General features: G+C 48.1%; 17 protein-coding genes. 2 read left to right on the top strand and 15 right to left on the bottom strand.

Annotation, left to right across the window (positions count from 1 at the left end; translation table 11 throughout):
- The 9 genes from ACKU35_RS01440 to pseF form a co-directional block, all read right to left on the bottom strand.
- Positions 1-1,941, bottom strand: a complete 1,941-nt coding sequence (locus tag ACKU35_RS01440) for a glycoside hydrolase (RefSeq protein ID WP_319762433.1) — start codon at positions 1,939-1,941, stop codon at positions 1-3.
- A gap of 5 nt (positions 1,942-1,946) precedes the next feature.
- Complete coding sequence (locus ACKU35_RS01435; RefSeq protein ID WP_319762431.1) at positions 1,947-3,176, bottom strand: ATP-grasp domain-containing protein; 1,230 nt, start codon at positions 3,174-3,176, stop codon at positions 1,947-1,949.
- A 125-nt stretch (positions 3,177-3,301) separates the two neighbouring features.
- Positions 3,302-4,507, bottom strand: a complete 1,206-nt coding sequence (locus ACKU35_RS01430; RefSeq protein ID WP_319762429.1) for a class I SAM-dependent methyltransferase — start codon at positions 4,505-4,507, stop codon at positions 3,302-3,304.
- 300 nt (positions 4,508-4,807) lie between these two features.
- A complete protein-coding gene (locus tag ACKU35_RS01425) occupies positions 4,808-5,737 on the bottom strand; it encodes a transketolase C-terminal domain-containing protein (protein WP_319762427.1) in 930 nt (309 codons plus the stop codon).
- Positions 5,737-6,573 (bottom strand): transketolase, encoded by an 837-nt coding sequence (locus ACKU35_RS01420; RefSeq protein WP_319762425.1) that lies wholly within the window; start codon positions 6,571-6,573, stop codon positions 5,737-5,739. The genes ACKU35_RS01425 and ACKU35_RS01420 overlap by 1 nt, the downstream gene beginning before the upstream one ends.
- Before the next feature lie 9 nt (positions 6,574-6,582).
- On the bottom strand, positions 6,583-7,332 hold the full coding sequence (locus ACKU35_RS01415; protein ID WP_319762423.1) for an SDR family NAD(P)-dependent oxidoreductase: 750 nt from the start codon (positions 7,330-7,332) through the stop codon (positions 6,583-6,585).
- Between the two features lie 5 nt (positions 7,333-7,337).
- Positions 7,338-8,252: a class I SAM-dependent methyltransferase gene (locus tag ACKU35_RS01410; RefSeq protein WP_319762421.1), complete on the bottom strand. Its 915-nt coding sequence runs from the start codon at positions 8,250-8,252 to the stop codon at positions 7,338-7,340.
- Positions 8,253-8,269: 17 nt separating this feature from the next.
- Positions 8,270-9,271 (bottom strand): acylneuraminate cytidylyltransferase, encoded by a 1,002-nt coding sequence (locus tag ACKU35_RS01405; protein ID WP_319765329.1) that lies wholly within the window; start codon positions 9,269-9,271, stop codon positions 8,270-8,272.
- Positions 9,261-9,947 carry a pseudaminic acid cytidylyltransferase gene (gene pseF, locus ACKU35_RS01400; protein WP_319762419.1) on the bottom strand — a complete coding sequence of 229 codons (687 nt, stop codon included), beginning with the start codon at positions 9,945-9,947 and terminating at the stop codon, positions 9,261-9,263. Before pseF ends, ACKU35_RS01405 begins: the two co-directional genes overlap by 11 nt.
- Before the next feature lie 128 nt (positions 9,948-10,075).
- On the opposite strand from pseF, the gene ACKU35_RS01395 reads away from it, so the two are divergent.
- On the top strand, positions 10,076-10,504 hold the full coding sequence (locus tag ACKU35_RS01395; RefSeq protein ID WP_319762417.1) for a PACE efflux transporter: 429 nt from the start codon (positions 10,076-10,078) through the stop codon (positions 10,502-10,504).
- Between the two features lie 77 nt (positions 10,505-10,581).
- Here ACKU35_RS01395 and ACKU35_RS01390 read toward each other — a convergent pair whose 3' ends face one another.
- Positions 10,582-11,703, bottom strand: coding sequence for a hypothetical protein (locus tag ACKU35_RS01390; protein ID WP_319762414.1), 1,122 nt, complete (start codon positions 11,701-11,703; stop codon positions 10,582-10,584).
- A 269-nt stretch (positions 11,704-11,972) separates the two neighbouring features.
- Between ACKU35_RS01390 and ACKU35_RS01385 the strand changes: the two genes are divergently transcribed.
- Positions 11,973-12,947 (top strand): glycosyltransferase, encoded by a 975-nt coding sequence (locus tag ACKU35_RS01385; RefSeq protein ID WP_319762412.1) that lies wholly within the window; start codon positions 11,973-11,975, stop codon positions 12,945-12,947.
- A 29-nt stretch (positions 12,948-12,976) separates the two neighbouring features.
- Here the strand turns inward: ACKU35_RS01385 and ACKU35_RS01380 are convergent, their stop codons facing one another.
- From ACKU35_RS01380 to ACKU35_RS01360, 5 genes are all read right to left on the bottom strand, one after another.
- On the bottom strand, positions 12,977-14,026 hold the full coding sequence (locus tag ACKU35_RS01380; RefSeq protein WP_319762410.1) for a glycosyltransferase family 2 protein: 1,050 nt from the start codon (positions 14,024-14,026) through the stop codon (positions 12,977-12,979).
- A 28-nt stretch (positions 14,027-14,054) separates the two neighbouring features.
- Complete coding sequence (locus tag ACKU35_RS01375; RefSeq protein WP_319762408.1) at positions 14,055-16,619, bottom strand: CDP-glycerol glycerophosphotransferase family protein; 2,565 nt, start codon at positions 16,617-16,619, stop codon at positions 14,055-14,057.
- 81 nt (positions 16,620-16,700) lie between these two features.
- Positions 16,701-18,872, bottom strand: coding sequence for a hypothetical protein (locus tag ACKU35_RS01370; protein WP_319762406.1), 2,172 nt, complete (start codon positions 18,870-18,872; stop codon positions 16,701-16,703).
- 21 nt (positions 18,873-18,893) lie between these two features.
- On the bottom strand, positions 18,894-19,934 hold the full coding sequence (gene wecB / locus ACKU35_RS01365) for a non-hydrolyzing UDP-N-acetylglucosamine 2-epimerase (protein ID WP_319762405.1): 1,041 nt from the start codon (positions 19,932-19,934) through the stop codon (positions 18,894-18,896).
- 10 nt (positions 19,935-19,944) lie between these two features.
- Positions 19,945-21,507, bottom strand: a complete 1,563-nt coding sequence (locus ACKU35_RS01360; protein WP_319762403.1) for a Gfo/Idh/MocA family oxidoreductase — start codon at positions 21,505-21,507, stop codon at positions 19,945-19,947.
- Between the last annotated feature and the right edge of the window lie 288 nt (positions 21,508-21,795).

Below are 21,795 nucleotides of genomic sequence, written 5' to 3'. Positions count from 1 at the left end.
TCATTCTCCTGGACGCGGTGTTATGCTGAAACCGGTACTGAAATTGAATTTGGGTTCGGGACCGCATCCGCGCATACTGGTTTCATCCATTTCCTGCATGGAAAAGAAGACCCGCACAAATGGAGTGGGCGCAGCCTGTCTGCATTTGACCATGCCGACAAATCCGTGTTCAGGGTAGAGCGGGCTGATTTCCAAGGCTCTTTCCGCCCCGCCAAGTACAACTTTCCCGTCGGTCATCCCCAGCCCCTGCGATGCTGATACTGCAAATGAAATATTGTCGCTGTGGTCAAAGGTGAGACCGCCCAGCGGAAATTTTTCTTTTTCCCCGCCATTGCATGTGGAGTAGAAGAGGCTGTCCGGGGCCATCTCTTTTGTCAGCAGGGTCACATGACCGATGCGCGCGAAACCCGGAGGTCTGCAATTGAGTGCGAAACGATACAGAATATCAATCTGCTCCCGATCCTTATAGATACGAACAGCCTTATCGAGCCTGCCCTGATACAGCTCCATGGAGCAGGAAACAGTGATGCTTTTTTCGTCCTCATCAATCAGCGGGGTGATTCTTGTAAGATCAGTATCTTTCGGTATTCCGGGCCCTTCCATGATGATATGCCCGGAAAAGAAATCCGCGCCGAGGTCGATTTCTTCAAAATAGCCGTGGCTTAGGGTGCCGAAGGAGGGGATTCCGGCGTGCATAGCGAAAGATGCTTCCTGAACAGACAGCCCCTTAGCTGTATTGAGGGTCACGGAGGCGGTACTCGTATTCAGTCTTAGCATCCGTTTGCGCTTTTCGGAGGGAGTGCCGGATACTTTAAAAACCGGTTCCCGGACAGTTGCGCCGGCCTCAAAGGCGAGCTGTTCGAGTCTGCACATAGCGGAAGTGTATCTTTGTCCGGTGATGTGGGTTCGCAGGTCGCTGGACCAGCAGAAGCATAGCTCCTTCCATTTTTTTAAATTTTCGGAGCAGAAAGGAAAGTCCTGTTCAAGCCTGCGGCAGGTCGCCCGGCAAAGGGAATTCAGCTGGAAATCGTTACGTCCGCTGAGGGCCCAGCGGGTAATGTTGTATTTGCTTTGTTTTTTGACCGGGATAGGCTGACCTGCACAGCTTAAGTCCAGCTCATTTCCGCCGGATTCATGCTCAAGACCGAGCAGTGCATCTGATGGCAGGCGAAATTCATGTCCGCGTTCGCGCAGGGTTTTGAAAGCATGTTTTATCAGCTTCCATTCGCTTTCTGTTTCCTGCACAGCTTCATTCTTATAGCGGCGGGGCCGGAAATCAAAAATTTCCGCATCGTTACCGTAGATGGGCAGCCAGCCTTCTCCTGTTCCCAGATTTTCCACGTAGTCCAGATATTCAGGGAGTTCCAATTCCCGGTGGGCGAAGCGTTGCAGTTTTTGGAAAACCATGGATCGGCTCCAGATGACGGGAATGGATTCGCCGTTTGTGCCCTTGGCCCGTTGGGGGAAATGCTGGATGTGTTCAGGCCAGTCCGCGTAGCGGGCTGGATTGTCATAATCCATAAAGACTGCTTTGTAGCCGGCTTCAAGGTAATGTTTGACCATACCGGCGGACCATGCCTGTTCGTTGATCAGTGCGATGTGCGGCACCGTACCCAGAATTTTACTGCTGCTCTGTAGCCCGATAGCAAGATTGGCCCGGTTCACAGCAGGCGGGACGAGGGGACCGATAATCTGTCCGTAGCCGCTGCCGATAAATTCGACTTTTCCCGCATGGAGAAGTGCTTTAAAATCCTCGATCCAATCAGGGGCAAGATCGCGTATTATTTCAAGAGTGATTCCTGAAGCCTCTATGCCGAGGGGAAAACCGCTTCCCGCCAGATTGATAAGCGGCCAGTAACAGCGATTAATAACCTCGGCGCGGCTTTCTTCGGGGATGGATGAAAACATGAGGTTGAGATGAAATATGGCGAATATTTTCATTTCAACTACTCGGTGATTATTTTGATTAAGGCTGCTGCTTCTTCGGTAATTCTGATGGCTTCTTCGCGGTTTTCGGCCACGGCCATGATCACTCCGGCCCGTGCGGGATGGCTGGTTGCCGGGGAAATCTGTGCGCCCACTTCGGTGCGGATTTCCACCATGCTGATTCCATCAACTGCGCGTGCTTTTTCCACGCCCTCAATTGCAACAACTTTTCCCGGTTCGGGGAATAGATAGCGTTGGGAAACGCCTTTTTGAAATGAAGGGCTCAGTTCGTCCTGAGCCGGAATTTCGCCAAGTGCCAGCCGGATGGCCGAACCCAGCAGATCCACTCCCGTATTCCACGGGATCAGGTGGGAGCAGAAATAGCCCCCGGAAAGTCGGGCCGCCATTTCAATTACATACGGTTTTCCTTTATGAATTACCATGTCGCCTTTGAACATGGAATTTTCAATGCCCAGAGCAATCGCCGCCTGTCCTGAAAGTTCTTTTACCGCGTCCTGTGCATCTTGCGGCAGGAAGGAGGGCAGATCACCTCCGTTTTCAATGATGTTGGGCGCAAAACGGTCCAGAAATTCGTAATTGCGGTCGGAAAAACCCGGGCAGTAGGTCTTCCCGTTGATGATTACTCCCTCTGTGCTGAACTGCGGCCCTTCCAGATGTTTCTCCACCATGACCCGTCCGCTGGGAGATTCTTTCTGAGAGCATTCAAAGGCCCGCCGTGGGTCGGGCATACTGGGGGAACCGTAAACGAGGCGCAGAACTCCGCGCGCTCCCCGGCTGTCTACGGGCTTGATGACGAGTGTTTCCCGCCGTTCATCAATAATTTTTTCCAGTTCGGCGGGGGTGAAAATTTCCTGATACCACGGGATGGGGATTCCCCGCTCCTTTAAGCGGTCCTTCATGGCTTTTTTGTCTGTTGCCAGACGAGCGGTTTCCGCGCTGACCGCAGTAAGCCCGAAATGTTCCGCCACTGCCGCGACAGTACCCGGAGCATCAACTGCGGCGCAGATAACCCCTTGCGGTTTGCCGCCCTTTTTTGACCACTCGGTCAGGGCGGCAACCGTTACTTCCGGGGTGTAGACACAACCGATGACCGATTCGTCTGCATAGGCGAATCCGGGAGCCTGCGGGTTGGCATCTACAGCCACAATATGCAGTCCCATCTCAGCAGCTCTTTCGATAACCGGAATAGATTCCAGTCCGGCTCCGATTACGATCAGTCTTTTTTTCATGCAATCTCTTAGGATAATTTGAAATTACGAAGCGGATCAGTCCAATTAAAAGGTTTTGAAGGGATGGCAGCAGGGTATGCTAACCATTTGCAAAAGTTTAGCTTATCCTGCAACCGGGATAATTATTAACTCGCTTTACGGCAGACCATGAACGTATTCTGTCCCTTGGGATCATCAGGAAAGACGATGCGTCCCTGCTTGATGCCGGTGGTCTGCATTATTTCAAAATGGTCGGAACAAAGCCCTTTGATTTCCTGCAATGAAAATTCATGCAGGTGCTGGGAGTTGACCGGGATATGTCCGTGACTATTCTGGGGAGTGCTCAGTATCAGCAACCCTCCCGGCTTTAGCACACGCTGCATTTCCTTGAAGAAAGGCACCGGATTGACGTGTTCCACGGTCTCGAAGCTGGTGACCGCGTCAAAGCTTTCGTCCTCGAAATCAAGAGCGGTCGCATCAGCTGTCTGGAAAGTGATATTGTCGAAATACTTACCGGAGGAAGCCAGTCGCACAGTTTCAATATCGAGATCGGCTGCAACGACCTTTTCCGCAGTGTCTGCCAGCATCCTTGCTCCGTAGCCCGGGCCGCATCCGCAGTCCAGAACCTGTGCGTCCGGGGTTATATGATCGAGGGCCAGCTCGTAATGAAAGCTGAGCTGGTCACCGGCTGCGATGCCTGCATTCTGGCCTACATTCATATTGCCGGCGATATAGACCTGCTCGGCTGTTTCGCGGCATTTTTTCAGCCACTGTTCGTTTACAGTCGGATTTTCAATACGGGCGCATTTGAATTCTTCCGCTTCGCTGAACATAAAAAATTTTGGGTGGACACGATATGGGGCGCTGCTGGCTTTCTCTTCCAGCATGGCAAGTGCTTTTTTCAGCGCTGAGATTCTGTATACGTCGGAAGTAAGCTGTATAGGAAAATCGTCTTCGGTCTTTACGCAGTCAAGATTTTCCTGTTCCGCCAGTTGGAGCATAGTGCGGGCGTGGTCAGTAAGCCAGCCAAAATGGATTCCGTCCACACGCAGAACTAATTTTTCGTCCGCTGCATCTTCAACTGCTGCTATCATGCGTTCCAGCGGACTTTCATCAAAGCCGTAAAAAACGTTGACTTTGCTTTCCGGGAACAGTTCCGGGAGCTCGTTCAACCTGCCTCCACGGTCAAATTCCGGAGCAATAATGCGTATATCCGCTTCGGGAAATTCTTTGAGTGCGTTTTCAATGGTCAAAGCAACCACGCTGCGACCATCAATTTCGTTCATGCACCAGTCAGGTGCGCCGCTCCATGCCTTCGATGCCGCCTGTACCAGTATAATCGGATTATCCATCAGCTGTCCTTCTTCATGTTAAAGAGTTCGTTTGCATGCTTAAGCAGAAAGCAGGACTTTTGGTGTGCTTTAAAATGTGAACCTTAGCCCTGTTTCTCCCGATACGAAAGCAAGCGGAATGCAACTCCTGTTCCTAATTTGCAGCCAGTTGCCATACACCCGCCCGGATGCTTTTACTGTATGGCTTTCAGCAATTTTCTCTGTATCATGGATAACCATAAAAATAAGAATCTGCCAAGTTCTCAATGACTGATTTGCTAATTTTGGCAGACGATATTTCAGAAATGTTTAAAAATTACCTCATAATTTTCGCTTCATGATTCTAAGTGCCGCAGAAACGATGTTTTCAGGCATGAGTCCATATTTGCGTGCGAGATCTTCCGGCTCACCTGAACATCCGAAGATATCGTCAATTGCCACCCGTTCCACCGGAACCGGATAATTTTCGCAGACGATCTCCATTACAGCTCCGCCTAATCCCCCGTATTTGTTGTGATCTTCACAGGTGATAATGGCCCCGGTTTCTTTTGCTGCTTTTATTACAGCTTCTTCATCCATGGGCTTCAGCCAGCTCATGTTGAGGACCCGGCAGGAGATCCCTTCTTCAGCCAACGTGCGGGCGGCCTGCACAGCGCGATGGACCATAACCCCGACGGCCATGATGGTGCAGTCTTCGCCTTCGGAAAGAACGTGGGCTTTGCCGGGTTCAAAAACAGTATCTTCCGCAAAAACATCAGGCAGGGGACTGCGGCCGGTGCGCAGATAAAGCGGCCCCGTGCTGTCCAGCAGATGCGGCAGCACAGCCCTCAGTTCCACAGGATCGGCAGGGGCTACAACAGTCATGTTTGGGATGGCCCGGTAAACTGAAATATCCTCAAGAGCCTGATGGGTGGCCCCGTCCGGTCCTACATCCAGCCCCAGATGGCTGACAGCTATCTTAACATTGAAATCGGGGTAGGCAATGGAGTTGCGTATCTGCTCCAGCGCGCGCATGGCGAATGCCGCGTAGCAGGTCACAATGGGGATGATCCCTGATTCGGAGAGTCCTGCTGCTACAGAAAACATGTTCTGCTCGGCAATGGCACACTGGATGAATCGATCCGGGTAGGCATCGCGGAAATGATATGTTCCGGTTCCCATGGCCACGTCTCCGTCGAGAACTACAAAATCGTCACGGGTGGCAGCCAGTTCTTTAAGGGCCTTGCCGAATTCATCTCTCATATTCTGCATTAGTCCAGCTCCCCGCACCCGCATTCGCGAAGGGCGCATTCCCGTTCTTCCCCGGTGGGGCAGAGGCTGCCGTGCCATTTGGGAACATTCTCCATGTATGAAATTCCTTTGCCCTTTATTGTGTGGGCTATAATCATGGTCGGTTTTCCGGGAGTTGTGCGTGCCCGGAAAAAACTATTCTCGATCTCACGAAAGTCGTGTCCGTCAATCTCGATTACATGCCAGCCGAAAGCCTTGAATTTATCATTCAAGGGTTCAAGGGCGGTGATATTACCGTTGAAGTCATCGCTTTGCAGTTTGTTGTAATCAACTACGGCTACAAGGTTATCAAGACTGTAGTGCGCGCCGAACATGCAGCCTTCCCAGATCTGGCCTTCGTCCAGTTCTCCGTCACCGAGCAGCACGTATGTTCGATTGGAGCGTCCAGCACGTTTTGCTCCAAGGGCGCAGCCAAGTGCAAAGGAAAATCCCTGCCCCAGAGATCCTGAATTGAATTCCGCGCCGGGAATTTTGAGTCTATCCGGGTAGGCTTCAAGCATGCCGTCCACGTGGCGAAGCTTTTTGAATTCTTTTTTGGAAAAGAATCCCTTCTCTGCCAGAGCCGCATATAGAGTCAGGCTGGAGTGGCCCTTGGAAAGGATGAAGCGGTCCCTTTCAGGGTGATCCATATTCGCCGGGCTGAAATTCATTTCCCGGCAGAACAGCCAGCTGATTATTTCCACACAGGAAAGAGAGCCTCCCGGATGCCCGGAACCGGCGTAACAATTCATGGTAATGATTGATTTACGCAGTTCTGCGGCAAAATTTTCGAGTTCCTGATATTTAAACTGGTCCATTGGTTCTCCTTAGAAATACAATCCGCCGTTGACGTTGATGGTCTGGGCGGTGATGTAGGATGATTCATCGGATGCGAGATAGGCCACGCTGTCTGCTATCTCCGAAGCTTCGGCAAACCGTTTCAGGAGTACATTTTCGGCGGCTTTTTTAACCGCAGGATTCTTCAGGCTCGCATCCGCCATGTCCGAAACCACCAGTCCGGCGGAAACAGTATTGCAGCGGATATTCCACTCTGCGCCGAAGCGCGCCGCCACCTGTGTCATGGAAATGAGCCCGGCTTTGCTGGCCGCGTAATGGGCGGTGCGCGGTCCACCGTACTGCCCGCTGATCGAGCCGATATTAATCACACTGGCTGCTTTGCTCTTCTTAAGCAGTTCAAGGCAGCGCTGGGTACACAGAAAAGGTCCCTTCAGATTAACGGCAAGGATGCGGTCCCATTCTTCCGGAGTAATCTTGTCGAAATCCTGCGGGTTGTTAATGCCGGCATTGTTGACCAGAATATCAAGTCTGCCTTCATTCGCGCTGATATCGGCGACTACGCTGTCAACGGATTCAGCAGTGCTGACCTCAAGTTGCAGTATGCGGGAAGAACCGCCAAGCTTGGAAATTTCAGCCGTTGTTTTGCGGGCATTTTCATGGTCGTTTACCCAAGTGAGGATGACGTGGACTCCTTCTGTAGCCAGTTTGATGCTGATGGCCTTGCCGATACCTCGACCTCCACCCGTGACCAATGCCGTTTTACCTTGCAATCTTCCCATACGTTCTAATCCTTTTTGCCCGCCATAATTACGGTATGCCGTCCGAATCCGGCCTCGGCCAGACTGTCGTAGAGTTTGTCCAGCACGGCGCTATTGCCTGTGCGCAGCAGGTTCAATTCCAGTTCCATGCGCATGGCGTGGCATTCGCGGCCCAGTTCCGGTTCCTGCAGATAGTTTTTCCCCATTAGCAGGAACAGTTCCATGGGAAAGGTTATATCGTGCCGGAGCGGTTCAAAATCAAGCCGCCGTAACAAACGCTCAAGGGAAGTGCGGTCGAAGAAATTTATGTGATGCGGGGGAGTCAGCCACCAAGGTTTCTCGCCCATATCGTTAACCAGTATCTTTTGCAGTTTGTTGTAATCGTTTGGGACACCTATGACAATCAAGCCCCCGGGATTGAGCACCTGACGGCAAAGGTTGACCATCCCCGCCGGGTCAGGCAGGTGTTCAAGGACTTCCCAGAGATGGACCACATCAAATTTTCCGATTGATTCAGCGCATTCCTGATCAAAAAAAGCATGCTCAACATCCAGTCCCTTGGAGCGGCTGTATTCTACTGCCATGTCCGAAGGTTCCACGCCTTTGGCTTCCCAGCCCTGCTTGACCGCTTCATTTAGAAAAAAACCGGTACCGGAACCGACATCTAGAAGAGTTCCTTTCCGTTTTAATTGCTTTTCAATTGCTTCCAAACGGGCCTTGTTGGTCGCATCGTACCACTGCTGATCTTCCAGTTGATGCTGGATCATGAGCGGTTTATATTCGGCGTGGAATTGCCGCGTGTAAATGCGGGTCATTTCTTCTTCATCCGGGATGGGGATGATGTGCTTAAATCCGCAACTTTCGCAGTGAATTACATCAAAGCCGTCAACTGAATCCAATACGATTCCGCTGTGATCGACCCAGCATTTTCTATCACTCAAAGTGGTACTCCATATTTTTAAATCGCATCTACAATTCGGGCAGCAATGTTGATGGCTCCCCGCCCGATATTCAATCCGGCAGCTTTTGCAGCCATGGATCTTAGCGAATCTTTGCTGGAAATGAAATTTTCCAGCTTTTCAGCCAACTTCCGGTTATTGATGCGGTCAAATTTTCCCAGTGAAACCGCTGCTCCTGAGGCATGCAATGCCGATGCCGAGCGGGCATGGTCCTCGCTCAGCGCAAACATCATTTGCGGAACTCCGCAGCCCGCCAGCTCATAAGCGGTCATGCCAAATGATGCTATTGCCGCATCGGCTCCATGCATTGGAACGGACATGTCCTCTATATCATACAATAATTTTATTCTCTTACCATGCTCTACCGCTATCCGGTCGATTTTGTCCAGATTATTGAACATGGGACCGATAACAACTTCGGCCTGCCATTCTCCCGGCACATGCATCAAGGCGTTGAGAACTTTCAGGGTCAGTTCATGGGGATCGCTCCCGCCCATGGTGATCAGAATCTGCGGCGGCGATTGTTTTGCCTTCCGCTTCGGACTTAGGCAGAACTCTTTACGCAGGGGGATGAATTCCCATCCTCGGCAGACGGTCCCGCTGAATCCGTCCCAGTCAAGCTCATGAAACTGAGGCACAGGCGGATAGAAGACAAGATCGCAATGCAGCCTGTTAGGAGTGGAGTCATCAATGCTGATCAGCAATTTACCGGATTCCTTAGCGCGCCGGAAAAATGAATCGGAAAGAGGAACTCGCAGATCGAGGACTATTGCCGATTCCGTCCCTAACCGCCAGTCATTGAAGTTGCTGATGGCGACAGTCTTGAATCCGGCGGAATTGATCTTTTGCTCTGCCGCCGGGGAGCCTCGAAATACGAAAACAGATTCGCGTTCCGGTCCATCGCGCAGGGCTGTGGCGATAGCGAGACAGCGTCCGGCATGGCCGAAACCTGTTTGTGGTCCGGCTTCGCAGAAAAAAAGGATGGGGCCGTTATTTTTCATCACACATAAAAGCCTGATAAAGGCGTTCGGCGATCTGCCAGTCTTCTTCGGTGTCGATATCAACCACCATGTACCGGGGCAGGAAATAGGGCATGTTCAAGGCTTCGTTACGGTCTTCCGGGATATCCGTCAGTTCGGTCCAGTAAAACTGGGCCGCGTCATGGAAAAAGAGCGGGAGGTCCTGTGACCGGCAGGGGGCATATTCCGGGAAAGCGTATTCAACACCGCCGTTTTGGCCTTTCTTAAAGGAACGCAGGATTGGATAAGGAAATTCAGCCACGCCCAGCACGCAATTGGCGCGGTGCTCACGAAGCATTTTGTAGCCTCCGCGAATATTTTCCGCAGTGACAAAAGGATTGGCAAAGAACTGGCAATAGCGCTCCGGTTCGCCCCAATTGCTTTTGACCCAGTCCACAGCATGATCAATTACCGGTTTGGTGGGGGTGAAATCGTCAGCCAGTTCTGCCGGTCGCATGAAAGGCACTTCCGCTCCGTATTCACGGGCTACTTCGGCGAACTCTTCGCTGTCGGTACTGACCAGAATATGATCGAAAAATTTACTTTTGCGGGCAGCTTCAATGGTATAAGCGATCAGCGGTTTATCCAGAAAATGCCGGATGGATTTTTTAGGGATGCGCTTGCTTCCGCCTCTGGCGGGAATGATTGCTACCTGCATGATGCTGCCCTCCGACAGTGTTTATTGTGAGCAATGTCTGTTATATTTCAGTATCATCTTGTAAACAATAAATATATTTTTACACATTCCTCTTGAGTCAGCAATGAGCAGACAGTATCTATACTCCCATGAGAACAACAGCAGATAGAATTAGACATACTCTTTTATTTGAAATTATCGGACTTTGCACTTGCACGCCGCTTGCTTCATGGATGCTTGATAAAGATTTAAGCAGAATAGGGATCATGAGCATTACAATCTCTGTTACGGCTATGGTCTTTAATTATCTATATAATTTAGTTTTCGATAAGATTCTTGTAGCGTTGAATAAACCGGTACATGTTCGTCCGGCATGGATGCGGGGGTTACATGCGGTCCTGTTTGAACTCTCTTTGTTGACTATGACGGTGCCTTTTGTGGCGTGGTGGCTGGATATGACGCTTTGGAATGCTCTTATTGCTGACATTGGGTTTGCTCTTTTCTTTCTGGTATATGCTTTTGCCTACAACTGGGTGTACGATATTGTTTTTCCAATGCCGGTGCCGGAAAACGTGTAATGTCCTCTGCGGTCTTTCTCTCGGTGAATAAATTGCTCCCGTAGTATTAATCAAAATATTGCGGGAGTTTTTTGCTTTTATTTCTTGCGCCTAAACTTATCTTTAAACCTTCCAAATTTCTTGCCCGCTTTGTCTTTGATTGTTTCCGGTTCAGGGTCTTCCTTTTTGCTGCTGTATGATGAGGCAAAACGGGCGACTTTGCCCACTTGATCCGCTGAGTATTTGCAGGCTCTGCTAGTGGCTTGAAAAGCCCTGTCTGTTGAAGATACAACCCTCTTGGCCGCGCTGGCCGCTTTTTCGCCCGCAGCTCCGGTGATGGTTTTCAGGTAGGCGGAGGTGATGGTTCTGGTAGAGCCCATGGCGATGGAGAGAAGCATGCCGGCAGCCTCGCGAAGCACAGCCCTGCGGTATCCCGGAGAATTTTTCTCCGCATGAAAATTAAAATGACCACGGGTTATAATACCGACCCTGAGCGCCAGAAATGCATTGGTAGAGCCGTCCAGAATGGAGGCGGTTACGATGGATGTAAACCCGCTGGTTCCGGGAATCATGCCTAGTGCGGATCCCGCCAGAACCGGGGACATGATAGCTTCGATCTGGGCCTGAATATCCAGTTCTTCCACCGCGCTGGCGAAAAATGCAGTACCCGCCACATTGGCGTAAACCGAGAGCATATCGCGCATTGAAGGGCGCTGATTATAAATCTTGGATACATCCCAGACCAGCTTAGTAAGGGTGCCGAGTACGATGAATGAATCAAGCTGCCCGTTCTGGGAGATCGCCGTGGAAAGGAAGATTCGTGAGGCCACGGTTTTCATTTTTTCCGTGGAAATGCGGTCCAGATGCTCAAGGGCTATATCGAGATCTTCTGTTGTGGAAAGCTTCAACCCTGCCTTGCGGATATTTTTGTTTCTGCGCAGTCTTTTCCGCAGTCTGCGTATGAACTCCCGCTGCTGGGATGGCGTGGGATTATCCGGCATAACAAGTGCGCCGGGGCGAAAAAAATGAATCACCAGCGGACTCATGCAGATAATCAGGAATAACCCGCTGAGCCCGAAGAGCACGTAATCATAAGATGCAGGAAAATAGACTGCGCAAAGCTGGGCCAGTCCGGCAATCTGATTCAGCATGAACAGGATGAATCCGCCAAGCAGGAAAAACAGCAGGGCGGTAATTATTCGCGGCAGGATCTTAGGCATATATTTGAAACCTCACTATGAGTTGTTCTCAATAACTTTATCTAGCCGTAGGTTTGTGGTTTGGTCAAATTGAGAGTGGTGTTTATGGGGAGAGTGGTGTTATAATTCGGCTCAATGGGAATAGGGGTGCAAAGAAATAATTGTTGAAAAAAAAAAGTAAATCGACAACACTATCGCATAGTGCTGAGGTATAAAATTGTTCTTTCAAGCTAAAGTAGAAAGTATCGGTGCCTTTTTTATTTAAACTTTAACAAGACGTGAGTTTTCGTATGCCTGCCCCGCTGATCTCAGTATGTAGCTTCTGCTATAACCGCAAAGAGTTTATTCCTGATCTTATCTCCTCCATATTAAGCCAGCTTACTGATGAGTGCGAATTTATTATTGTGGATGACGGCTCCACTGACGGCACGGATGAAATCTGTAAGGCAGAGGAAAGGATTCGTTATTTTTGGCAGGAAAATCAGGGGCGTCCGGTTGCCCGTAACAAATGTCTTGAACTTGCAAGGGGCGAGTATGTCATATGGGTTGGCTCAGATGATCAACTTGCACCTAGAATCATCGCTCACTATCTGAATAAAATCAAAAACAAGCCCCAGTGTGATATTATTACCGGTGCCATTCTGGTTAGCAATGCTCGATTGCAACCGCTGGAACGACGTTCTGCTCCATTATGGGTAGAGCAGCCGGATCAATTGGTTCCGGCAATGGTTTTTAAGGATTGGATCTCTGATGGAGGCACACTTGTGCGCAGGGAACTGTACTCCATATATGGGGGCTATGATCCTGATTTCAAAGTCTGTCAGGATTATGAATGGTTTTCACGAATTGTCGGTAATGCTCGGATCTGCCATACTCCGGCAGATATGCTGCTTTGGCGTATCCACAATTCTGGGCGTGCCGGAGATAAGGATTTGAGTCCATATGAATCAGAAGTTTCTGCCAGAATTATACGCAGAGTCGGTTTGAAACGGGCCTGCCCTGACGTAGGTTGGGGACGCTTGCCGGATCATCTGGCAGAGGCGGCAGCCTGCCTGAAGCTGGGGATGCGTTTTATTGAATTGACGGATGCTCGTAGGTGTAAACGCTTGTTTAGCCATGCTGCTAACTTGGCTAAAGGGACTGATCTGGCTTCAACTGCTCATGAATTTCTTGTTCAGGCCTTGAAGATAGAACAGGAAGTTCCATCTAAACCGGAGGTTGTTGCTCTTCCTACCGATCCTCTTGAAAGGCTGATCCAAAACTAATTTTTACTTGTTGTTCCCCTGTATGTCGTTCAGGACTCCTGTGCCGATTTGTAAATGGTGGCCAGTTCATTGTGGCTGTCGAAGAGACGTTGTAATGGAGATTTTCCCTGCCCTTTACCGTGGATGATTCGCAGCATGCGGAACAGTCCGGGGTAGTGTAACGGTTCAGCCAGAGTCCGTTGCAGACAGCGTTTGAAAACATCGTGCCGGGCGCAGATCTGTTCGGCTGCTTCCAATACTACAGCGACATCTTGTGCATTACTTTTTTTATGGGCGACTTGAATAAGCATGTGCGGTAGATAACAGGCAAAATAGTCATCACAAAAACTATCGGCCAGAGAAAGTTTTTTATGCTGGGCGGCTTCATTATAAAAAATGTCTACACAAAGCAGATAGTCCAGATAATGACTGGCGGAATATACAGTTGTGGAGAGAGAATCAGTTCGTTTCATCCAGTAGTATACCGTATCATCAATCCAGACCATTCTTGAAATATGGAAAAACATGCGTATCAGAAAGATAATATCTTCCGCTGTACGAATTCCCTCTTCGTTAAAGATGCCTAAGCGTTGCACCATCTTTGTCGGGAACAGCCAAGTCCAGTGAGCACAAAGAAAGGGACTAACTCCGAATTTGGACGCTGCTTCGGCGGGATTGCATAGTTCTGGGAAGTTTACAGGTCGTTGCTCATTATTGATTATTTCTCCTGTGTCCGTGACTTCTTGGTGGCATGCGCGGACGATAGCATTATGTTTTTTGTAAGCATCGAAACGAACTTCCAGTGAATGTTCAGGCAGCAGGTCGTCCGGGTCAGCAAAGCATAAGGTTTGTCCTTTGGCTGCTTTTATTCCTGTATTCCGTGCCGCTCCGGCTCCCATATTTTTCTCATGACGGATTAAACGGAATCGTTTGTCTTTATTACATACTTTTTCCAATAGAGCGGGGCCGTTATCTGTGGAGGTGTCGTCAACAAAAATTACTTCAAAATTTTCAAGTGTCTGTTGCTGCATGCTCTGTACAAATCGAGGCAGGTGGGATTCTGCGTTGTACACCGGAACAACTATTGAGACATTTATCATAATGTTTCCCTAAGCAAAATTAGAGTGGTTATGTGCGGCTTAGAATGGCCTCGTATACCCGGCGGCAATTTTCACCGTCGCGCAGGGTAAAAAAGTCCTCTGCCCTTTTAGTGTAAATATCCTGCGGGATACAGTTGTTGTGAAGTGTCTCTGCTATCCAGTTCTTAATCTCTTCAGCAGAAGAAACCACAGGTCCGAATCCATGCTTTGTGTCATCATAGTAGTTTTTATCTCTGGATTGGCCTTCATTGAAATCAGGATATTCCGGGAATTGATAATAAGCTACGGGCTTGTTGATATATGCAGCATCAAATACAAGTGAAGAGTAGTCCGTAATCACCATAGCGCTGGCCACTAACAGATCCTGCACGGATTTAACTTCATTCCAAGACATTGCAGTGCAGCGTTCAGACATTCGAAAGAGGTGGATAAACGGCGCAGTCTCCGGGTGAGGAAGGAAAATAACTCTGGATTTATGTTCGCCGGCAAGCTTGGCAATAGTGGGGCTGGATGTAATTTTGTCCCAAGCTTTGAAAAAATCACTTTTTTTGAAAAAAAGGTATTTTTCATCAGTGCTCATACCCTGTATGCCTGTGCGCATCAGCGGTTCTCTCCAGGTCGGGCAGACTAGGATTATCTTGCCTTTTTTCCCAGATTCTGATTTGCGCAGAAGGGTGTCGTGACGCGGCAGTCCTGAGAGAGTAAGTTCGCGCTGCGTAAATTTATATTGTCCCTCCAGCATTGATTCATATTCAAGTTTAGCGCTTGTAACAAAACAGTTAATGCTGAATTCGTTCAGCCAGTTGGATAAGTCGTATTTAATGATTCCATGCTGGAGAAATGCTACTTTGTACGAAGGTTTACCGAAATCATCACGAGTTTGCATGGGATCTGTTACCGGCTTGTCAACATGGGAAGAAATGAGCCATTGCGCTCCGGATAAGGCCTGCAGATGCTCAATGCTCCCATATGACAGTAAAGGGAGGCCGTCTTTCTGGAGTCTAAGCCAGTCTCTGCTCTTTCGGTCGATTACAAAATATACAAGTTGATCCGGGTGCTCGCGCATGATCCAGCGGCAGAGGTGCTCGGCGTTATCATCCGCCTTGCCGACCCTATCCATAAGTATCCATGCATTGCGAAATTGTTCAGGCGGTTCATTGGAAGCAATCTCAAGGAAGTCTCGCAACCTAGAGGGGCATTGACTCGTAGGTGTATAGTATTTTTGTAGCACTTCAGTGCGTTCCAGGCTCTCCAGAAGTGCTTCTTTACACAGAACGGAGATATTTTCACCATCTACGTTCATCATGCGGCTAACATTGTCGGTCAGGGGAATCCAGCATTTGTATTCATGGCACAACGTAATGTCATTAAAGGTGATTCTATGCTGTTTGTCCCAGGTAATAGGTTCCGGTTCCGAGCCCCGCTGCAGTATGTACTTCGATTCATGTGTTGACCAATGGATCAGCAAAGCCTCTTTGCCATCTGGAGAAATTTCTTTGATTACAAACGGCATTCCTGAAAAACGGTTTCCTGCAAAAGCTCCAAGTATGGCTATGCGTGTTTTCAAATCAAGATTCGGGATGGCATAAAGCAGTATGCGGCGGGCTTCCACATGGCGCAGAACCAGACGGGTTAATTCAAAAAAGTCGTTCAGTTGTTGCGTACTTAGTTCACATGGGATGGTATTGCCGAGCATGCGCAACATATAGTCACGCATTTCGCTGATGATCAGATTCTGCACAAAGTCTGGAACAGTTCCGACTGAGCGTTGGTAGCGTTGCACAAGGTCCAGATAGCCGAACATTAGCTGTTCGCGGTAATGAGCAGGATCGGACCAGACCTCTTGCTCCTGTCTGGTTCGCATGCCCTGATAGCTTTGCAGGTAGTGTGCTTCCTGCACAACTCCCACTGAAAAAGAGCCTTCCGCAAGCAGAAGCAAATTGGCAAAGTGGGCACCGCAGAAAGAGGCTGGGACGCGTTCCCCGAATTGAACAGCCTGATCTTGGACAGATGAAGCTCGGAACAGGCATGCCGCAGCCGAGGAAATAAAACACTCCGGAGCCTGTTTCACATCCACGATACCGGAAGTCCGGCAGTTGATCGAACGTTCATGTTGTCCCGTTATATTGCCGCCGGCTTCATCATAACGCAGCCAGTTACCGCACAGAATTGGTCCTTTGTAATTTGAGTTTTCCAGAAAATAGCAAAATTCTTGGAAATAATTTGTGCTTATCAGTGTATCTGCGTCAAAGAAGGTAAGCCATTCGCCGCGGGCTTCAGCTATCCCACGGTTTCGGGCTGAAGGTACACTGGCGTAGGGCATGTCGAAATAAGTTATATTGTCCGGGTAGTTCTGTGCCCATTTCTGGAGCAGATCCTGTGCAACTTCAGATGAGCCGGTATCCACTGCAACGATCTGTACGTGTGAATGAAAACCAATGGTCTGTCTGGCTATCATGTCGAAGGTTGTGTTGAGCCTGGGACCGCTATTGTTGACGACAAGGATTACACTGAAAATGAACGAGTCTGTGCCTGTGTGAGAATGCTGTGTCTGCATGTTCGTGTTTGCTTTTTCAGCCTCTATTGGGTGCATGCTTTCTCCTCGACGGGGATATCAAATTTTGTTGCGGCCCAGATTTTGGCTGGATAGGCAGCTGTTTTGAACTTTGTGATTTTATAAAAGATACTTTTCTTTCATTTTTCCTAGGAGTCGTGCATAAATTCCAGAAGTACGTGTGTTGAAGAGCATAATTCTGGGGTTTTTTATAAGGAAATCTACTCCGGCGGCGATATATTCTATGGGGGCCTCATTAAGGATAAATGAGTATAAAGCCCATCCCGGTCCCCAGTATGAAGAGCCTAGACAATTTCGTTCCAGATTGACATCAAGACGTCTCTTGAACATTTTTGAAATCATCTGTGAAATCAAGCCTGAAATATCAATAGATGGATCAAGGAAAGGACTTGCCATATACATACCTTCCGCGATCATTCCTAAATGCAGCAAATCTTCCAATTGACCGTTTGAATATTGCCAGTTGTAGTCTTTGTGCAGGCTCCAGAAACTATTTCCTACCTGTCGTATCAGTTTTGCATCGTGTATTTCTCTTGAAGATTGAGCCAATTTTGACAGAAAACCAATGAATGACGGGGTTGTATTTGGAATGAAAAGAGGCTCCGGCAGCTTCCAGCTTTCATGGTCTCCATATAGGCAGCAGCCGTTTATTTCATTGAAACCTATGTGTTTAAAGAAGGATTCGCGCCACATTTGACAGCTATTCAATAATTGGATGTTTTTTGTGATGTCGTATGCTTCAAGGAGGGCTATGCACACGGAGGATGATATGCCTGTGTATGTAGTTGTTTCGGGGCAAGTTGACGGACCCTGCTCTTTAGATCTTATTTTATTTTCAAATGGTGCGCCCAGTCCCCAGCCGAAAATACCTCCTTTGTTTTGGTTGTTCAAAGCAAGAAGTAGGGAACTCAGATTCAGAATGTCGGGTAGAACGCTATGTTCTCCGCTTTTGTATATTGAGCAGAGGGCACTGAGATAGAAGGCGTGGCTGTCTGCGGATGTATGGGAATAGAATGTGTCATTCTCTTTGTACATCCAGACTCCTGATTTGTAATACTGCATCAGCATATCAAGCGCAGCCGCCGGCTTGGGGTTGGAGCCCAAGGTGAGAAAGGATATATTCCCTTTTGTTGTCTTGAATTGCTCTGCCAGGGTATTGAATGATAATTTTTTCGGACGATGCTGTTCTTTTTGTGCAGAAACAACGTGGTATACTTTTATTAGTCGTTCAATTTGTTTGTTCATGTCAATTGCCTCGATATTACTGAACGGGGCAAGCGGTTTTTCTTCCTTGCATATCCGGATGAAGTCATCCATGTCTTTTGCGTGATAGCCAAAACCATTTTTTTCGGCCCAGTTGGCCGTCGTACTGTTATTGATTACAATGGGCGTAATGCCTGCAAGAACATAGTCGAAAAATTTATTAGGGAGCGCCCCGTCCAGATAATCTTTAGTTATCTTTTCTGTGAGGTGGTCAAAGTTGAATCCGGAAAATCCCCATTGAAATTGGCCCATCTCATGGATGAGCTGGTCGTATGGCAGACATTTGTGGGGATGGAAAAAACGGGTTCTATTTTGCAGGGCAATATATCCGGGGAGTTTTTCCCATGTCGTATTAGGTGAGTGAAATACGTGAACATGTATGCCTGCTTCACAGAGTTTTTTGAAAAAAGGCAGGTAATATCTATATGAATATTTTGTATCGGGAGAATCCGTAATGGTCCCTTGGTATACAACATGTGTCCCTGAGAGTTTAGGCTTATTATTTTTTTTTGTTTTGGTGATTGCTGGGAAACTGGGGAGTACGATGGAGAGTTGCGGTCCGTATTTATCAAATGCTATCTTTTTCAACCCCGCACTTACGTGTACGCTGGCAGCGCAATTCTTAAAGCAGTATTCCTCCAGTTCAGCCTGAACACCATGGATATTGCTTCTTGCACTTGTCATGTCATGACAATCGTAAACTACCGGTCTTTCGTTACATGCTTCTATTGTTGATGCAATGATGCAATTGGGTTCATTATGGGCATGGATGACATCCCAGTCTTTATGCCTGTCTTTTAGAAAAGATCGTAGTTCCAGATAGTTGTTGTAGTAAAATACAGTCCCTACTTTTTCGGCTATTTCAGGGTGGCTGTTTATATTTGAGCATAGCAGGTCGATGGAGATGCCTTTCTGCCTAAGCGCATCCACTTCCTTTACAACTCTGATACACGGCGATTCGTGTACCATTAGGACTTTATTGTTGAAGGCAGTGATCTTTTCAGTCATGTCTTTACCTTTTCTTATGGCCTAAAGCGTGTGTTTTATTACTTCAACAATCTTGGCTGCCGCGTGTCCATCCCCGTAAGGTGCAATTTTCTGTCGAGGAAGAAACTCCGGTGTCTGCCATAATCTGTTGTAGCCGGCTTTTATGGTTTCCACCCATTCTGTTTCTCCCCTGAGTGTAACACATGGAATTTGCAGGAAAAAAGACTCTTTTTGCAGCCCTCCAGAATCCGTATAGAGGATGTTTGCATGCTGGAGAAGTTGGATCATGTCAAAATAGCCAACCGGATCAATTGTTGTTAATCCGGCAAGGGAAACTCCAAAACGCTCGGCTGCAATACGGGTTCTTGGGTGAAGGGGCAAAATGATCGGTTTGTTCCTTGCAGCTTCTTTAAGGAAAGAAATGACGGCTTCAAGAGTTTCTTTTGATTCGGTGTTTTCTGCCCGGTGAATTGTTGCCAGAGAATAGTTGTTTTGTTTTAGTTCCAGCTCTTCAAGTATTGTGGATATGTTTCCGGCTTTTTGTGATGCCATGAGACACATGTCGTACATCACGTCTCCAACTATGTGCGCTTTGCTTATAATGCCTTCTTTCTCCAAGTTACTCATTGCTTCCACCGAAGGGCAGAGCAGGATGTCGCTGGCATGATCTACAAGGACACGGTTTATTTCTTCGGGCATTTTACGGTTGAATGAACGTAAACCTGCTTCAACGTGGGCCACGGGAATATGCATTTTTACAGCACTCAGGCATCCGGCGAGGGTGCTGTCGGTATCTCCGTAGATAATGACCATGTCCGCTTTTAGCTGAGGTAGAATTTCATCAAGGGCTTCTAAAATGCGTCCGGTGAGCACTCCATGGGTTTTGCCGTTGATACCGAGGTTGAATTCAGGAGCCTGAATACCCAGTTCTTTGAAGAAAATTTCCGACATGTTGGCATCAAAGTGCTGTCCCGTATGGATAAGTCTGTGGCGAAAGTTTTCAACTTTAGCCAATGCCATTCCCAGAGGGGCTGCCTTGATGAATTGAGGCCGCGCCCCCACTATAGTTACAATGTTTTTCATTTGCTTAACTTTATTGGGGTTTGGCGATTCCGTTGTCTTCTTTTTGGTATTGCATATTGCAGGATTTGCAGCACAGTGTGTCGTCAAGCTTTACTCCGCAATCACATACCCATCCAGTTTGACGGGCCGGGGTGCCAACCATCAATGCATTTGGTTTTACATCTTTTGTTATAACTGCTCCTGCTCCGATCATTGCATATTGTCCGATTGTGACGCCGCAGACAATTGTGGAGTTAGCGCCGAGTGTAGCCCCTTTTTTCACTAAAGTCGGCCGCAACTCGTCCATCCTGCGGATGTGCGCCCTAGGATTGAATACGTTGGTAAAGACCATACTTGGGCCGCAGAAAACATCCTCTTCAAGGATCACTCCCTTGTATACGGAGACGTTGTTTTGAATTTTGCAGCCGTTGCCAATGGAGACATCCGGCCCGATAACAACATTTTGCCCTATTGATACTCGCTCACCTATAGTCACTTCGCCGAGAATATGTGAAAAATGCCATATTTTAGTGTTGGCGCCGATGGTAACGCCCGGATCAATAATAGCCGTTTCATGGGCATACCACTCTCCTTTTACCGGTTTGGGGGAGAGGGTTATTGCGCTGCCTTTTTCGTTCATAGAGCGTTGCGCAGCATTGAGCACTTTCAGGACATTGAGACCTTCTTCGCCGTTGGTGTAGGGTTCTTTTCTGCTTGCAATACAGTCCATAAAATATGCGCATTCTGAGCGTAGAGGCTCTTTTTCTTCGATGATAATTTTATCAGCCTCGACTTTATGGGGCACAGGAGAACCGTCTTTCCACTCAATGGAGTGTGGGTAGACTAGGAGCTTTTCTTCCCATGGCAGTGTGTCGTCAAACACAGCCATTTTCTTATCTCCCACAACAACCAGTTTCTGCTCTTTGAAGGGATGCAGCCACGAAACAAATATGTGGGCTTTTAAGCCGGAACTGAAATCCAGATGTGTAGTAGTTACATCCGCGATTTTTTTATGTAGGTAGTTTCCACCTGTTGCAATGACTGATGCAGGTAATTCTCCGGCTAAGGAAAGGATCATTGAAACATCGTGAGGGGCAAAGGAAAAAAGGATATTTTCTTCCCGGCGTATTTTTCCGAGGTTGAGCCTGTTAGAATAGATGTAGTTGATACGGCCAAGATCTCCTGCTCTCGCCATTTCTTTAAGTCGGATAAATGCCGGATGGTAGTGTAATAAATGGCCGACCATAAGTATACGTTTTTTTTCTTTTGCAAGTGCGATTAGTTTTTCGCCGTCTGATTCATTTAAAACCAAAGGTTTCTCTACATAAACATCTTTTCCGGCTTGAAGAGCCTCTTCCACTAGCTTGAAATGTGTTTCAGCAGGGGTGGCTATAACGATGCCTTCAACGTGATTGTTCTCCAGAATATGTTGGTAGGAGGTAGTTGTTTCCACTCCTTCATATTGTTTAGCCATCGCGGCGAGAGTGTCGGGTGTATTGTCGCACATTACACGCAGGGAGCCGAGTTGATAAAAATTACGAACAAGGTTTTTGCCCCAATATCCGGTCCCGATTACGGCAATATTCTTTGTCACTGTTTCTCCCCCCAGAAGAGGTTACCGTTCATTATGTCTAGTATGTTAGATTAATCAGCACCGTGTATTACTATTACAAAATGGACTATTTATTCAAGCATTATGATATTTTCTTGTCAACCTGTTTAAAATTAGCGAGGATTGATCCGAGGGATATGTTAATGGGGGTGTGCTGTTTGAGATTTTTTGGTTATAGTGTATTTTTGGGGCTATCTGCAATTGAAGTGCCCCGCAGGGAGGGGGGACAGAAACTGGGGCCACCGGAGATAGAAATGGTTTGCTAATAAA

Origin of the sequence: Maridesulfovibrio sp., assembly GCF_963676065.1 — a bacterium.
Taxonomy (GTDB): Bacteria; Desulfobacterota; Desulfovibrionia; order Desulfovibrionales; family Desulfovibrionaceae; genus Maridesulfovibrio.
Note: the sequence above shows the minus strand (reverse complement) of the source record. Positions and strands in the feature narration are given on the sequence as shown.

What these genes read in the sequence shown, in the direction of transcription:
- ACKU35_RS01370 (WP_319762406.1), bottom strand. Translation starts at nt 18,872, where the DNA reads ATGACTGAAAAGATCACTGCCTTCAACAATAAAGTCCTAATGGTACAC.
- ACKU35_RS01440 (WP_319762433.1), bottom strand. Translation starts at nt 1,941, where the DNA reads ATGAAAATATTCGCCATATTTCATCTCAACCTCATGTTTTCATCCATC.
- pseF (WP_319762419.1), bottom strand. Translation starts at nt 9,947, where the DNA reads ATGCAGGTAGCAATCATTCCCGCCAGAGGCGGAAGCAAGCGCATCCCT.
- ACKU35_RS01430 (WP_319762429.1), bottom strand. Translation starts at nt 4,507, where the DNA reads ATGGATAATCCGATTATACTGGTACAGGCGGCATCGAAGGCATGGAGC.
- ACKU35_RS01395 (WP_319762417.1), top strand. Translation starts at nt 10,076, where the DNA reads ATGAGAACAACAGCAGATAGAATTAGACATACTCTTTTATTTGAAATT.
- ACKU35_RS01385 (WP_319762412.1), top strand. Translation starts at nt 11,973, where the DNA reads ATGCCTGCCCCGCTGATCTCAGTATGTAGCTTCTGCTATAACCGCAAA.
- ACKU35_RS01375 (WP_319762408.1), bottom strand. Translation starts at nt 16,619, where the DNA reads ATGCACCCAATAGAGGCTGAAAAAGCAAACACGAACATGCAGACACAG.
- wecB (WP_319762405.1), bottom strand. Translation starts at nt 19,934, where the DNA reads ATGAAAAACATTGTAACTATAGTGGGGGCGCGGCCTCAATTCATCAAG.
- ACKU35_RS01425 (WP_319762427.1), bottom strand. Translation starts at nt 5,737, where the DNA reads ATGCAGAATATGAGAGATGAATTCGGCAAGGCCCTTAAAGAACTGGCT.
- ACKU35_RS01380 (WP_319762410.1), bottom strand. Translation starts at nt 14,026, where the DNA reads ATGATAAATGTCTCAATAGTTGTTCCGGTGTACAACGCAGAATCCCAC.
- ACKU35_RS01415 (WP_319762423.1), bottom strand. Translation starts at nt 7,332, where the DNA reads ATGGGAAGATTGCAAGGTAAAACGGCATTGGTCACGGGTGGAGGTCGA.
- ACKU35_RS01390 (WP_319762414.1), bottom strand. Translation starts at nt 11,703, where the DNA reads ATGCCTAAGATCCTGCCGCGAATAATTACCGCCCTGCTGTTTTTCCTG.
- ACKU35_RS01405 (WP_319765329.1), bottom strand. Translation starts at nt 9,271, where the DNA reads ATGAAAAATAACGGCCCCATCCTTTTTTTCTGCGAAGCCGGACCACAA.
- ACKU35_RS01420 (WP_319762425.1), bottom strand. Translation starts at nt 6,573, where the DNA reads ATGGACCAGTTTAAATATCAGGAACTCGAAAATTTTGCCGCAGAACTG.
- ACKU35_RS01435 (WP_319762431.1), bottom strand. Translation starts at nt 3,176, where the DNA reads ATGAAAAAAAGACTGATCGTAATCGGAGCCGGACTGGAATCTATTCCG.